Origin of the sequence: Roseateles sp. YR242, assembly GCF_900109745.1 — a bacterium.
In the GTDB taxonomy this organism is placed as follows: domain Bacteria; phylum Pseudomonadota; class Gammaproteobacteria; order Burkholderiales; family Burkholderiaceae_C; genus Roseateles.
In genome coordinates this window covers 41,009-55,337 of the sequence record NZ_FOAV01000006.1, presented here as the reverse complement: position 1 = coordinate 55,337, position 14,329 = coordinate 41,009, and the positions used below count along the sequence as shown (strand labels likewise).

Genomic DNA, 14,329 nt, shown 5'->3' with positions numbered 1-14,329 from the left:
GTGCTTGTCATGAAAAGCTGCGGCGGGCCACCACCACGGTGGCGTCGTCCCGACCCCGGCAATGATCTCTCAGAATCCACCCGGCGATGACGGCCGGATCAGACTGAAGGAGACCGGGCGTGTCGTCCAGTTTCCAGCGGGTCTGTATGCCGTCGGAGTGGAGGATGAACACGGCATGCGGGGGCCAGTCGTAGGGGATGTCCTGCAAACGGCGGACCTGCAGGCCCAAGGTGCCATGCTGGGCCATCAGCGTGCGGTCCGACACCCCCGAGATGAGTCTTCCGGACACATTGCCTGCGCCCGCGAACAGCAGCTGGGGCTGGGCTGCATCCATGCGGGCCAGCGTGACGGCCGCGCCCCGGGTGGCGCGCAGGCGCTCATGCGCATAGTCGAGGATGGCGGCCGGCGAGCCCGCGGGGCTTGCCGCCGGTGGCGCCTGGTGCAGCAGCTCCACCATGCGGTCCGAGGCCTCGGCGGCGGCCACGCCATGCCCCAGGCCATCAGCCACCAGCAGCAGCCAGTGGTCGGGGAGCACACGCACCGTCCAGGCGTCACCGCTGACGGTCTCGCCGGGGGCTGGGAGCGTGACTCCCGCGACATCGAACGCGGGTGAAGTGGCTGATGAGGGGGCTGCTGAGGGTGCGGTTGGGCTGCCGTGTTTTGTGCCTGCTGCGGCACGCACGGCGATGACTGTGCCACGCCCCGGCGCTGAGAAGGCGCCGAAGCGCCGCGCCATGCGGCGTACGGCGCCCAGGCCGGTGCCCGACGATCCGCCGGTGCTGTAGCCGTCCTGCAGGCAGCGGGCCACGTCCATGCCGTCGCCCAGGTCAAGGCTGAGGATCTCGATTTCGTCATCCACGGACGCCACCAGCAGCGCGCATTGGCGGCCGGGGCCGACATGGCGATGCAGGTTGGTGCCCAGTTCGGTGACGATGAGGGCCAGGCGGCCAGCGGCCGCTTCGTCGAAGCCGAGCTCGAGCGCCAAGCCATTGGCCGCCCGGCGCGCTTCGCCCACCTGGCTGACATCCTCGATGGGGAAGCGCTGATGAGGTCGCATCCCTATTTCCAGCGGGTGATGGTCACCCGGGTCCCTTTGCCGGGTTCGGTTTCAAGCTGGAAATCATTGACCAGCCGCTTGCTGCCGGACAGGCCCATGCCCATGCCGTTGCCGGAGGTCCAGCCATCCTTGAGCGCCAGGTCCAGGTCGGGAATGCCCGGCCCCTGGTCAACGAAGGCCAACTGCAGGCCGCTGCGAACCCCTTGCTGCAGAAGCTTCCAGACCATCTCCCCACCGCCCCCGTAGATGAGGGTGTTGCGAGAGAGTTCACTCGCGGCGGTGATCATCTTGGTCTGGTCGACCAGACTGAATTTCAGCGCCTGCGTCAGGCGGCGCACCTGCTGGCGTGCCAGCACGATGTCCGCTTCATTGCGGATGGCCATCTCGCCGCTGTCGGCCTCAAGCGTGGTCGGATTCATCGGGCTGCTCCTCATCAGATTGCTGAAGCAGTTGCATGCCGCGTTCCACGTTGAGCGCCGTGCGTACGCCTTCCAGGGAGAGGCCGAGCTCCACCAGGGTGATGGCCACCGCCGGCTGCATGCCCACCACCACCGATGTGGCGCCCAGCACCCGGGCGATGCCCGAGATGTTGGCCAGCATGCGGCCGATGAAGGAGTCGACGATCTCCAGCGCGGAGATGTCGATCAGCACGCCGGAGGCGCCAGCGTTCTGGATCTTGTTGGCCAGGTCGTCCTGCAGGGCGAGGGCCGTCTGGTCCTCGAGGTCCACCTGGATGGTCACCAGCAGATGGCGACCCATCTGGAGAATGGGGATGCGCTGCATATCAGCCTGCCAGGCCCGTGGCGCCGGTGCCAGGCTTGGTGCGGGAGACCACGAAACCGGTGCGCTTGAGCGCCACGGCCAGTGCGTCCGCCAGGGTCGCCTTGGTGGTGATGCCTTCCAGGTCAATGCCCAGGTGCACGATGGTCTGTGCGATCTGCGGGCGGATGCCGCTGATGATGCAGTCCGCGCCCATCAGGCGGATGGCAGTGACGGTCTTGAGCAGATGCTGGGCCACCAGCGTATCCACGGTCGGCACGCCGGTGATGTCGATGATGGCCAGGGCCGAGCCCGTGTCCACGATGCGTTCCAGCAGTGCTTCCATCACCAGTTGGGTACGGCCACTGTCCAGCGTGCCGATCATGGGCACCGCCAGCACACCTTCCCACAGCTTGACCACGGGGGTGGAGAGTTCCAGCAGTTCCTGTTGCTGGCGCACGATGACCTCTTCGCGGCTGCGCTGGTAGGTGGTGACGGTGAACTGGGCCATGGTGTCCAGCAGCGTGGACAGCTCCCAGGTGGCGCTCACCAGCACCTCGGGCTGCTTGCCGAGCAGGCGTTGCAGGCCAAAGAACAGAGGCTTCTTCAAGGCCAGCACGAAGCGGCTGGTGTCTGCCGCCGTGGAACCCTGCGCGGCGCGCGAGGCCGATAGGGCGGACAGCAGCTCTCTGAGCCGGGCCCAGCCCGCACCTTCGAAATCCTCGATGCCGCCGCTGCTGCGCACCCCCGCCAGCAACGCTTCCAGCAGTTCACCGGTCTCGCGCACTTCGGTGTGCAGCGCCCGGCCGCCCCCGGTCGTGCGCAATTCATCCTGCCACTCCGCGAGCACCTGGTCCTTGTGCGTGGACAACAGGTCTTGAACTGCGGCGCTGTGTTGGTTCATGGATTCCTCGGGATGAAAAGGGCGACGCTGCATGGGCGTGCCACAAGGTTTGGGGAGGGGGGGCAGAGCGGCCGGGATGTTACCCCCGGTATCCTCCCCACCCGGGCGCGGGTCATCTGCGGGTATGTCCCAGGTTAGTGCGGGCACGCCCGTTGCCCTGGTAGTTTTTGCGGTGGGTTACCGCACATGACAGACGAATGACGAGATGACGCTTGATTGGGAGACGGATGTGGTGGATGAAAGAATCCTCGACGGCGGCCGCGGGGTGGGAGACGTGTCGGCGCGACGCGCGATGAATGTGCTGGTGGTGGACGACAAGCCCCAGAACCTGCTGGCGATGAAGGCCCTGCTGGCGGATGGGCTGGAGCCCGGGCTGCAAGTGCTGACGGCTTCGTCCGGTCCGGCGGCGCTGGAGCTGCTGCTGACGCATGAAGTGATGTTGGCCTTGCTGGATGTGCAGATGCCGGGCATGGATGGCTTTGCCCTGGCGGAACTGATGCGGGGCACGGAACGTACCCGCCACGTCCCGATCATCTTCCTGACCGCCGGTGCCCGGGAAACGCAGCGCAGTTTCAAGGGCTACGAGGCCGGCGCGGTGGATTTCATCTACAAGCCGGTGGACGCGCATGTGCTGCGCAGCAAGGTCGTGGTGTTTGCCGACCTGCATCGCCAGCGCCAACTGCTGGCCGAACGCATCGAGGACCAGGAACGTCTGGCCCGGGTCAATGCGCTGATGCTCAGTGCACTCTCCCACGACATTCGCGGGCCGCTCTCGGTGATGATGCTGAACGCCGAACTGCTGATCCGCCAGAGCGAACAGCCGACGCTGCAAAAGGCCGGTATCCGCATGAAGGCTGCCGCGACGCTGCTGGGACGCCAGGTGGATCACCTGGGCAGCCTGGCCCAACGGCCTTGCGAGTTGCTGCAGGTCCATCCGCGCCGGGGCGACCTGGCCGTGCTGGCGGCTCAGCGCCTGGACCTGGAGAGCAATCAGGCGGTGCTGTGGGCGCCGCCCGACTTCGACCGCGTTGGCGACACGACGGGCGACTTCGACCACGACCTGCTGGCCCGCGCGATCGACCAGTTGCTGATGCAGGCGGCAACGCATGCCGGCGACTCCGCCATCCGCATCCAGGTGGATGGCAGCGCCCACCGCTCGCTGATGCTGCGCATCAACTTCGACAACGTGCTGTCGCCTGAGGCCGCCATCCATCTGTTTGGCGGGCACGAGCCGGTCTCCGGCATGGCCTCTCCCCATGTGGGCCCCGGGCTGGAAGAACCCGAACGTATCGCGCGGGCGCATGGCGGATCCCTGATCGGTGGCTCCCGCCAGCGCCAGGGCACATTGCTGGAATTGCTGCTGCCCCGGCATCAGGCCGAAAAATCGTGAACCTGGCCATGAGCGGGGGGCGCGGGGCAGGGCGGGCCGTGTCCTACAGCCGCGGCCCACTTCCACCGACAGACGATTCTTGTCCCCGGACGCTAATGTGAAAGTCCGGAAAACCCTCCAAGGGGACAAGCCATGACGATCAAGATCAATTCGACGACCCAACATTCGACGCCCGTCCGCCACCGTGCCGCACTGCGCTGTGCCGCTGCAGCGGCGCTGGCGTGCCTGGCCGGCCATGCCATGGCCGACATCACTTTCTACGAGAACGAGAACTTTCGCGGCCGCTCGGTGGCCTCGGAGCATCAGCTCGACCAGATGAACAGCGTGGGCTTTAACGACCGCGCTTCTTCGGTGGAGGTGCGGGGTGAACGCTGGGAAGTCTGTACCGATACGCGCTTTGGCGGCAGTTGCCGCGTGCTGCGTCCCGGTAGCTACCCGTCGCTCAGCTCGATGGGGCTGGACAACCGCATCAGCTCGGCCCGAGTGGTGGGCCGGGACGATCGTGTCGACGACAACCGCTACAGCCCGGAGCCGCAACCCAGCTATTACCGTCGCGGCGATGAGTCGCTCTACCAGGCGCAGGTGACCTCGGTGCATGCCGTGATGGGCGAGTCCAGCCGTCGCTGCTGGATCGACCAGCAGGAAGTGCGCGACCGGCCCAACGTGGGTGGCGCGGTGGTGGGTGGCGTGCTGGGCGGCATTCTGGGCCACCAGTTCGGTGGCGGCAGCGGCCGAGACATCGCCACGGCGGCGGGTGCGGTCGGCGGCGCCGTCGTGGGCAGCAATGTGAACCGCAACGACACCCGCAATGTGCAACGTTGCACCAACGGCCCGGACGGCGGCACGCCGGCCTACTGGGATGTGACCTACCGCTTCCGCGGTCAGGAGCACACCGTGCAGACCACGCAGCGCCCGGGTTCCACCATCACGGTCAACGGACGGGGCGAGCCACGCATCTGAAGCCCCACCATCATCAGGTAATGCCCGAGGAGGACAGGCTAGGATGCGCTCCCTCACGGCTGAGCCGCTTTCTTGCCTCCCATGACGACATCGACCTCGGATAAAGATACGGATCTGGCCCTGCACCGGATCCGCTGGCTCCCGGCACCCACCGTGCTGGGATTTTCGCTCGCCATCCTGACCATCTTGATGACGGCGCTGATGTCGTGGCGCTCGCAGCAGGCCCAGTCCGCCACGGCGGACGCGATGGCTCGCACGCTGGAGGTGCAGGAGCAGATCCAGGCGCTGGGTTCTGCGATGAAGGATGCAGAGACCGGGCAGCGTGGCTATCTCATTACGGGCACCGACAGCTATCTGCTGCCCTTCAACACCGCCCAGATCACCTTGCCCACAGCCGTACAGCGTCTGCGCGCAGGCTGGCTGGACAACGCCCCCCAGCGGGGACGTCTGGATACGGTGGAGATGCTCTACAAGACCAAGCTGGCGGAGATGCAGGAAACCATCGACATGCGTCGCCGGGGCGACCGCGTCGATGCACTCGCGACCGTGCAAGGTGACCGGGGCCGCATCCTGATGGACCGCATCCGCACAGTGCTGGGCGAGATGGAACGCGAGGAGCGTGAACGCGCCGCCACACGCCGCGAGACCTGGGATGCCGCTGTGCTGCAGACCCAATGGATGATGTGGGGAGGGTCCGGACTGCTGCTGGTACTGGTGCTGGTGGCCATGGTGCTCACGACCCGCAGTTACCGGGCCAACAAGACCGAGGAATGGCTCAAGGCCGGGCAGGCCGCGTTGGGCGTGGAGCTGCAGGGCGACCCCCATGTCGAGCGCCTGGGCGAGATCGTCATCAATTTCCTGGCGCGCTACACCCGTGCGCAGGTGGGTGCCTTTTATGTCGCGCAGGAAGACGGGCGCTTCCAGCGGGTGGCAGGCTATGCACTGCCGGGTGAGCCCGACACGCCCCCGGTGGTGCGCAGCGGCGAAAGCCTCTTGGGCCAGGCGGTTCGCGACCGCCGCCCGACCCACCTGAAGAATCTGCCGCAGGACTACTTCACCGTCGCTTCGGCGCTTGGCAAGGCCAATGCACGTGAATTGCTGATTGGCCCGGCGGGTCTGGATGGTGGCGTGCAATCGGCCGTGGAACTGGGCTACCTGCATGCAGTCGGTGAACCCGAGCGGGAGCTGTTGGCGCGGGTGGCGGAATCCGTGGCCATGGCGCTGCGCGCCGCCAAGGACCGTAGCCGCCTGGAGGCGCTGCTCGAAGAGAGCCGCCGCCAGTCCGAAGAGCTGCAGGCCCAGCAGGAAGAGCTGCGCGCCAGCAACGAAGAGCTGGAAGAGCAGGGCCGCGCCCTGCGCGAATCGCAGTTGCGCCTGGAATATCAGCAAACCGAGCTGGAACAGAGCAATGCTCAGCTGGAAGAGCAGGCCAAGCAGCTGGAAATGCAGCGCGCCGAGTTGGAACAGGCCCAGGGCCTGCTGACCGAACGGGCCGATGCGCTGGAGCGCTCCAACCAATACAAGAGTGAATTCCTGGCCAACATGAGCCACGAATTGCGCACTCCCTTGAACTCCACGCTGATCCTGGCCAAGCTGCTGGCGGATAACAAGGACGGCAACCTGAGCACCGAGCAGGTGCGGTTTGCCGAGACCATCACTTCCGCAGGCAATGATCTGCTGGCGTTGATCAACGACATCCTGGATCTCTCCAAGATCGAGGCCGGCAAGGTGGAGGTGCAGATCGAGCGCCTGCCGGTGCATCGGCTGCTGCAACAACTGACGCAGACCTTTGCGCCGGTGGCCACCCAGCGCAACCTGGCCTTCGGTCTGCAGATGCTGCCCGGTGCGCCGGAGTGGTTGGAGACCGATGAGAGTCGCATCAGCCAGGTGCTGAAGAACCTGCTCTCCAACGCACTCAAGTTCACCGACAAGGGCTCCGTGCGCATGGAAGTGGGCGGCACGGCGGACGGTCGGCTGGTGTTTGCGGTGAAAGACACCGGCATCGGCATTGCACCGGAACAGCAGGCGCAGATCTTCGAAGCCTTCCGTCAGGCCGACGGCAGCACGCACCGCAAGTACGGCGGCACCGGCCTGGGCCTGTCCATTTCCCGCGACCTGGCTCGCCTGCTGGGCGGCGACATCTATCTGGAAAGCGCGCCCGGCCACGGCAGCACCTTCAGCTTGGTGCTGCCGCAGTTCCACGAAGCGCCGGCAGATGCTGATCGCCCGCGGCCCCTCTCACCGGCGGAGCCGCCGGCCGCATCGTCGTTCGCGCCGTTGAACGCGCCACCTGCCATGCTGTCCGCAACGGCCACCAGCGCTGGCGCAGCTGTGGCGGCGCCTGGTGGCGGCGGTGGTGGCGGAGGTGGTGCTGGCGGAGGCGGCGTGGACGGACGGGTCCACGAGCCCGCGCCTGCGACGCCGGAAGCGCGCCTGCCGCAGCTGGACGATGACCGGCTGCGTTGGGTGCCGGGCTCGCGCTCCATCCTCGTGATCGAGGATGACGAACGCTTTGCCGCCATCCTGCGTGACCTGATCCGCGAGATGGGGTTCCTTTGCCTGATGGCGCACAACGCCGAGAACGGCCTGGGCGTGGCGCAGCGCTACGCGCCCAGCGCCATCCTGCTGGACATGAACCTGCCGGACCACTCCGGCCTCGGGGTGCTGGACCGCCTCAAGCGCGACCCGCTGACGCGCCACATCCCTGTGCACGTGGCCTCGGTGGCGGACTATTCGCATGAGGCGCTGGAGCGGGGCGCTATCGGTTATGCGCTCAAGCCGGTCAAGCGCGACGAGCTGGAGGCGGCGCTGCACCGGCTGGAAGCCAAGTTCTCGCAACGCATGCGCCGGGTGCTGGTGGTGGAAGACGATGCGCGCCAGCTGGACAGCATCCGCCACCTGCTGGCCGCCGACGACGTGCACATCCAGGGCGTGGCCACGGCCGCCGAGGCCCTGGCAGCGCTGCGCACCACCACCTTCGACTGCATGGTGATGGATTTGCACCTGCCAGACATGAGCGGCTTCGAGCTGCTGGACCAGATGGCGTTGCAGGAAGACGTGGCCTTCCCTCCGGTGATCGTCTATACCGGCCACAACCTCACGCCGCTGCAGGAGACCCAGCTGCGGCGCTACTCGCGTTCCATCATCATCAAGGGCGCACGCTCGCCGGAGCGGCTCCTGGATGAGGTGACACTGTTCCTCCACCAGGTGGAAGCCCAGTTGCCGCCGGAGCGCCAACGCATGCTCAAGGAAGTCCGCGCCCGGGACAACATGCTGGAAGGCCGGCGCGTGCTGGTGGTGGAGGACGATGTGCGCAACATCTTCGCCCTGTCTGCCGTGCTGGAGCCCAAGGGGGTGAAGGTGGAGATCGCCCGCAACGGGCGCGAGGCATTGGACCGCCTGGGAGAATCCGCCTCGCCCGCCCAGGTGGAGGGCGGCGGCAAGCCGCCGATCGACCTTGTGCTGATGGACATCATGATGCCGGAGATGGATGGCTACACCGCCATGCGCGCCATCCGTGAACGCCCGCAATGGCGGCGTCTGCCCATCATCGCGCTGACGGCCAAGGCCATGAAGGATGACCAGGAAAAGTGCATGGCCGCTGGCGCGAATGACTACATCGCCAAGCCCCTGGACATCGAGAAACTGCTCTCGCTGGTCCGCGTGTGGATGCCGCGTTGAGGCTTGAGCGGATGAGGACGGACGCGTGAGCGGCGGGATGAACAAAGGGATGAACAAAGGGGTGAACCACGAGGTGTATGGCGAGGCCCATGGCGAGGTGAATGCCGAGCTGGACATCGAGGTCAAGCTCATTCTCGAAGCCATCTACCTGCGTTATCACTACGATTTTCGCGACTACGCGCCCACCTCGCTGCGGCGCCGGCTCAAGGCGTCCATGCAGCGCTTTGAGTGCCCGACGCTGTCGATGCTGCAGGGGCAACTGCTGCGCGAGCCGGAAGTGTTCCGCTCGGTGTTGCGCGATCTGACCGTGCAGGTGAGCGAGATGTTCCGCGACCCGGAGTACTTTCGGGCCCTGCGTGAGCAGGTGGTGCCGGTGCTGCGCACCTACCCGTCGCTCAAGCTCTGGGTGGCGGGTTGCAGCAGTGGCGAGGAGGCTTATTCGCTGGCCATCCTCATGAAGGAGGAAGGGCTGCTGGAGCGCACGCTGATTTATGCCACCGACATCAGCCAGGAGGCACTGACGCAGGCGCAGGCGGGGGTGTACCGGACCGACCTGGTGCCCGGGTTCACGGAGAACCATCGGCTTTCCGGCGGCAAGGGCTCGTTGTCCGAGCACTACACGGCGGCGTATGACCACATCCTGATGGACAAGTCGCTCAAGGAGCGCATTGTGTTCAGTGATCACAGCCTCTCCACCGACAGCGTGTTCGCGGAGGTGCAACTGGTGTCCTGCCGCAATGTGCTGATCTATTTCAACCGGGCGCTGCAGGACCGGTCCATCGGTCTTTTTAGCGAGGCGCTGTGCCGGCACGGCTTCCTGGGGTTGGGGGCACGGGAGACGATTCGTTTCTCGGCTCATGCTGATGATTTCTCGGAAGTGGCACCCCACGAACGCATCTATCAGCGGCGCAGCCCCGGTTAAAGGCTGCTCGAAAGCTCGCTTGGAGGCCCACCGAGGGCCCAGTGGAGGCTGATCGTGGCCCGTAGAGGCCCGTAGAGGCCCGTAGAGGCCGGTGGGGGCAGGGAATGCCGATCACTATCCAAAGGGATCCATCAGGATCCAGAGGGAGCGAGCTTTGCCCAGGAGGTGTATTGGATTCACTTCTAGGAGCAGCGCTCATGGCAACCAGCAGCATCCTCGGCGGCACCGCCGCCCCCAAGCAGGCCGAAGGTCGGGGCACCGACGCCCTGGGCCCGAGTGACAGCTCGGACAGCGGCAGCGATGTGATGGGCGAGCGGCCGATGGCCACCGGGCCGGATGATCCGGACGAGTACGGTGCCGTGCCGGCCGAAGCGGGCAGCGACAGTGACCGTTTTGGCACCGGGGAACGGGCGTCCGCCACCCCTGGCGGCCCCCGGGACCGCGTGGACGGTGACATCAGCCCTGACCGTATCGCATCTGCGGACGTGGTGGCCGGGGAGGTGGACGACAGCATCGACGTGGATGATCTCGCCAGTGGCGACGACCCGAGTGCGGGCCCGGATCCCGAGCACGACGACAGTGACGATGACGATGGCGTTTGATCTGACCACCTCTTGAAATTGAGGGACACAGTCCCACTTGTTCGACCAACGGAGGTGTTCAACCATGCGAGTCGACAAGCTCACTACCCGATTTCAAGAAGCGCTGGCCGAGGCCCAAAGCCTGGCCGTGACGCGAGACAACCCCTACATCGAAGCTGTCCACGTCCTGGCCGCCATGTTGGCCCAGGACGAGGGCCCGCGCGCCCTGCTGGAGCGTGCCGGGGTGAAAACACCGGCACTCAAGTCCGCGCTGGACGGCATCCTGACCGGCTTGCCCCAGGTGCAGGGCGAGGGCCAGCAGGTCCAGCCCAGCCGCGACCTCATCAGCCTGCTGCAGGCTTCCGAAAAGGAGGCTTCCAAGCGCAGCGACCAATTCATTGCCAGCGAGATGTTCCTGCTCTCCCTGGCGGACGCCAAGAGCGATCTGGCCGGTGTGGTGCGCGGCCATGGCCTGACCCGCAAGTCGCTGGAATCCGCCATCGAGGCGGTGCGTGGCGGCCAGAAGGTGGACAGCCAGGAGTCCGAGGGCAACCGTGAGGCACTCAAGAAGTACACCCTGGACCTGACCGAGCGGGCACGCGCCGGCAAGCTGGATCCGGTCATCGGCCGTGACGACGAGATCCGCCGCGCCATCCAGGTGCTGCAGCGCCGCACCAAGAACAACCCCGTGCTGATCGGTGAACCGGGTGTGGGCAAGACCGCCATCGTCGAAGGCCTGGCCCAGCGCATCGTCAACGGCGAGGTGCCGGAAAGCCTCAAGGACAAACGCGTCCTGGTGCTGGACATGGCCGGCCTGCTGGCGGGCGCCAAGTTCCGCGGTGAATTCGAGGAACGGCTCAAGTCCGTGCTCAAGGAAGTGGCGGCGGACGAAGGCCGCATCATCCTCTTCATCGACGAAATCCACACCATGGTGGGCGCGGGCAAGGCCGAAGGCGCCATCGATGCGGGCAACATGCTCAAGCCCGCCCTGGCGCGTGGCGAGCTGCACTGCATCGGCGCCACCACGCTGGACGAGTTCCGCAAGTATGTGGAGAAGGACGCTGCGCTTGAGCGCCGCTTCCAGAAGGTGCTGGTAGACGAACCGACGGTGGAGGCCACCATCGCCATCCTGCGCGGCCTGCAGGAAAAGTACGAGGTGCACCATGGCGTGGAGATCACCGACCCGGCCATCGTGGCGGCGGCGGAACTCAGCCACCGCTACATCACCGATCGTTTCCTGCCGGACAAGGCCATCGACCTGATTGACGAGGCTGCGGCCAAGATCAAGATCGAGATCGACTCCAAGCCCGAGGTGATGGACCGGCTGGACCGCCGCATGATCCAGCTCAAGATCGAGCGGGAAGCGGTGCGCAAGGAGACCGACGAGTCCTCGCAGCGCCGACTCGGACTGATCGAGGAGGAACTGCTCAAGCTGCAGCGTGAGTACAACGACCTGGAAGAGATCTGGACGGCCGAGAAGGCGCAGGCCCAGGGCTCTGCCCATGTGAAGGAAGAGATCGACCGGATCAAGTTCCAGATCGAGGAGTTCAAGCGCAAGGGCGACTTCAACAAGGTGGCCGAGCTGCAATACGGCAAGCTGCCCGACCTGGAGAAGCGCCTCGGCGAGGCCCAGGCCAAGGAAGCCGGCAAGGCCAAGGACAAGAGCGTGCCGCAGCTGCTACGCACCATGGTGGGTGCGGAGGAGATCGCCGAGGTGGTCTCCCGGGCCACCGGCATCCCGGTCAACAAGCTCATGCAGGGCGAGCGCGACAAGCTGCTGCAGATGGAAGAGAAGCTGCACCAGCGCGTGGTGGGCCAGGACGAGGCCATCACTGCCGTGGCCGACGCCATCCGCCGCTCGCGTGCCGGTCTCTCCGACCCCGATCGGCCGCTGGGCAGTTTCCTCTTCCTGGGCCCCACCGGCGTGGGCAAGACCGAGCTGTGCAAGGCGCTGGCCGGTTTCCTGTTTGACAGTGAAGACCACATGATCCGCATCGATATGAGCGAGTTCATGGAGAAGCACTCGGTGAGCCGCCTGATTGGCGCGCCGCCGGGCTACGTGGGTTATGACGAAGGCGGCTACCTGACCGAGGCCGTGCGCCGCAAGCCCTATAGCGTGCTGCTGCTGGATGAGGTGGAAAAGGCGCACCCGGACGTGTTCAACGTGCTGCTGCAGGTGCTGGACGATGGCCGCCTCACCGATGGCCAGGGCCGCACCGTGGACTTCAAGAACTGCGTGATCGTGATGACCAGCAACCTCGGGTCGCAGCACATCATGGCCCTGCAGGGCGAGCCCGAAGAGGTGGTGCGTGAAGCGGTGTGGGGCGAGGTAAAGGCGCATTTCCGGCCGGAATTCCTCAACCGCATCGATGAGACGGTGATCTTCCATGCCCTTGGCGCGGCGCACATCAAGTCCATCGCCCGGATCCAGCTGCGCCAGTTGGAGCAGCGGCTGGACAAGCTGGACATGAAGCTGGATGTGAGCGATGAGGCCTTGGACGAGCTCGCCAAGGTGGGGTTCGACCCGGTGTTTGGTGCGCGGCCGCTCAAGCGCGCCATCCAGCAGCGTATCGAGAACCCGCTGTCCAAGCTCATCCTGCAGGGCCGCTTCGGCCCCAAGGACCTGGTCCCGGTGGGGGTCGAGGACGGTGCGTTCAGCTTCGGGCGTGTGGTGCACTGATCTCACTCGGCAAGCGGGCGGCGTCGGTCAGGCGCCGTCCGCACCCCGCTGGTCCCGGGGAGCCATGCGAGGAAACTCGTGAGTTAACGCGTTAGCGGGTGCTTTGGCTCACACGCTGGGTGGCGAGATTCACCATCCCCGTCAGCGCCTCCAGCGCCTTTTTCCGGATGGCCTGAAGTGCTTCCCGATATTGGCCGGTGGGAAGTCCCTCGGCGTCAAGTTCACGGTAGATCTGCCCGGGGATGACGCCCGTGGACGCCAGCAAGGCGCCAAGCGCCTGGGACGCGCGCGGGTCGGGCAGCAATTGGCGTATGCCGGTGAGCATCGCGTCGAACGACGCCCACTCCGACGGCGCTACGGCACGCCTCAAGTCTCGGCACATTTCGTGGTGACCCACATACAGAACGCCATCGCCTTGGCGTTCAATCTCCACAGGCAGCAGCACCTGCTGCCCGCTCGGGACACGGGTGTTGGGGAGCCTGTTCCGGATGGGCGGCTGATGGCTGTCATCTATGTAGCGCACCCAAACGTTGGGGGGCCAGGCGGATGGCAGCGTGAGGAGGGAAACCACCGACAGCACATGATGACTGCTCAGAGGCTGCCCGCTTCTAAGTGCGCTGATAAATCCGGACAGCTTGGACAGGTCTGCCCATGGATCCCCGGGAGGAGTGGCCTGTGGTGCCGTCGAAGTGCTGACCGGGTGGCCAGCGCCGCCAGCGCGGGCGGCCTGGAGCGTCAACGGTTGGTGCGTCAACGGTTGGAGCGGACCGGTGGGCAGCACGGCGTCGCTGGGCATGCGCGGCTCATGGCTGAGTTGGCGCTGAAGCATTGACGTGAGCCCGCCGTCGTCAGTGACGGGCAAGGTCAGCGACCGCAGCATGGGTGTGTGAGGGTGCGAGGTGCTCAGACCCTGATGTGTGCGCAAGTAGGGATGGGCTCGCGGTATCCGAGCGTGAAGCCAGGACTGGACGCCAGCGGGGTCGGAACGGGCAGGAACGACGTCGCTGTCAGGTTGCAAATTGACTTCGTGTTCGGGTCCGCCCGTCGCCATCTGCTGCGTCGGCTGAGCGGTGTTCGGTGAGTTGATCAGATCGAGAAAGTCGTCAGCGCCGGAAAAGGCGCAACCGGGGGGGCAGGCATTGAACAAGAAACCGTCCTTCAAGGACCCTGTAGCGGCCCTCGGCGACCCTGGCGCGGACCAGGGCGCGGGTTGTGGGAGACATCTCCCTGCCGCTAGGCACCCTAGCGGCGAAGGGCCGCATACAAGAGTGCCAGGCGGGGCTGCCGGGGTTCGGTTGACTGCCCATCGGGATAGGCTGCCAGTCACAACAGCCACCACTCAGGATTGCCGCCACTCAGGACAGCCGGACATGTCATCCCGACATGTCCAGACTT

Annotated in this window: 11 protein-coding genes; 6 read left to right on the top strand and 5 right to left on the bottom strand. The window is 65.9% G+C overall.

The features are described from left to right. Window positions 1-7 precede the first annotated feature (7 nt). The 4 genes from BMY53_RS13260 to BMY53_RS13245 are packed head-to-tail and all read right to left on the bottom strand — an operon-like array spanning window position 8 to window position 2,720. Window positions 8-1,057 carry a SpoIIE family protein phosphatase gene (locus tag BMY53_RS13260; protein WP_092946960.1) on the bottom strand — a complete coding sequence of 350 codons (1,050 nt, stop codon included), beginning with the start codon at window positions 1,055-1,057 and terminating at the stop codon, window positions 8-10. Between the two features lie 2 nt (window positions 1,058-1,059). Further along, window positions 1,060-1,476 carry an anti-sigma regulatory factor gene (locus BMY53_RS13255; protein ID WP_092946959.1) on the bottom strand — a complete coding sequence of 139 codons (417 nt, stop codon included), beginning with the start codon at window positions 1,474-1,476 and terminating at the stop codon, window positions 1,060-1,062. Then, the gene (locus BMY53_RS13250) at window positions 1,457-1,840 is read right to left on the bottom strand and encodes an STAS domain-containing protein (protein ID WP_092946958.1); all 384 of its coding nucleotides are present in this window, start codon (window positions 1,838-1,840) and stop codon (window positions 1,457-1,459) included. The genes BMY53_RS13255 and BMY53_RS13250 overlap by 20 nt, the downstream gene beginning before the upstream one ends. Before the next feature lies 1 nt (window position 1,841). Then, the gene (locus BMY53_RS13245) at window positions 1,842-2,720 is read right to left on the bottom strand and encodes an STAS domain-containing protein (protein ID WP_092947149.1); all 879 of its coding nucleotides are present in this window, start codon (window positions 2,718-2,720) and stop codon (window positions 1,842-1,844) included. Window positions 2,721-2,925: 205 nt separating this feature from the next. On the opposite strand from BMY53_RS13245, the gene BMY53_RS13240 reads away from it, so the two are divergent. The 6 genes from BMY53_RS13240 (at window position 2,926) to clpB (ending at window position 12,934) form a co-directional block, all read left to right on the top strand. Then, on the top strand, window positions 2,926-4,110 hold the full coding sequence (locus BMY53_RS13240; protein ID WP_092946957.1) for an ATP-binding response regulator: 1,185 nt from the start codon (window positions 2,926-2,928) through the stop codon (window positions 4,108-4,110). 132 nt (window positions 4,111-4,242) lie between these two features. Beyond that, window positions 4,243-5,070 carry a beta/gamma crystallin-related protein gene (locus BMY53_RS26700; RefSeq protein ID WP_092946956.1) on the top strand — a complete coding sequence of 276 codons (828 nt, stop codon included), beginning with the start codon at window positions 4,243-4,245 and terminating at the stop codon, window positions 5,068-5,070. A gap of 81 nt (window positions 5,071-5,151) precedes the next feature. Next, window positions 5,152-8,751: a response regulator gene (locus BMY53_RS13230; RefSeq protein WP_092946955.1), complete on the top strand. Its 3,600-nt coding sequence runs from the start codon at window positions 5,152-5,154 to the stop codon at window positions 8,749-8,751. 49 nt (window positions 8,752-8,800) lie between these two features. After that, window positions 8,801-9,673 carry a CheR family methyltransferase gene (locus BMY53_RS13225; RefSeq protein WP_092946954.1) on the top strand — a complete coding sequence of 291 codons (873 nt, stop codon included), beginning with the start codon at window positions 8,801-8,803 and terminating at the stop codon, window positions 9,671-9,673. A gap of 197 nt (window positions 9,674-9,870) precedes the next feature. Continuing rightward, window positions 9,871-10,275: a hypothetical protein gene (locus BMY53_RS13220; protein WP_177200863.1), complete on the top strand. Its 405-nt coding sequence runs from the start codon at window positions 9,871-9,873 to the stop codon at window positions 10,273-10,275. 64 nt (window positions 10,276-10,339) lie between these two features. Next, window positions 10,340-12,934, top strand: coding sequence for an ATP-dependent chaperone ClpB (gene clpB, locus BMY53_RS13215; RefSeq protein WP_092946953.1), 2,595 nt, complete (start codon window positions 10,340-10,342; stop codon window positions 12,932-12,934). A gap of 91 nt (window positions 12,935-13,025) precedes the next feature. Here clpB and BMY53_RS13210 read toward each other — a convergent pair whose 3' ends face one another. Beyond that, window positions 13,026-13,730 carry a hypothetical protein gene (locus BMY53_RS13210; protein ID WP_218151230.1) on the bottom strand — a complete coding sequence of 235 codons (705 nt, stop codon included), beginning with the start codon at window positions 13,728-13,730 and terminating at the stop codon, window positions 13,026-13,028. Window positions 13,731-14,329: the final 599 nt, after the last annotated feature.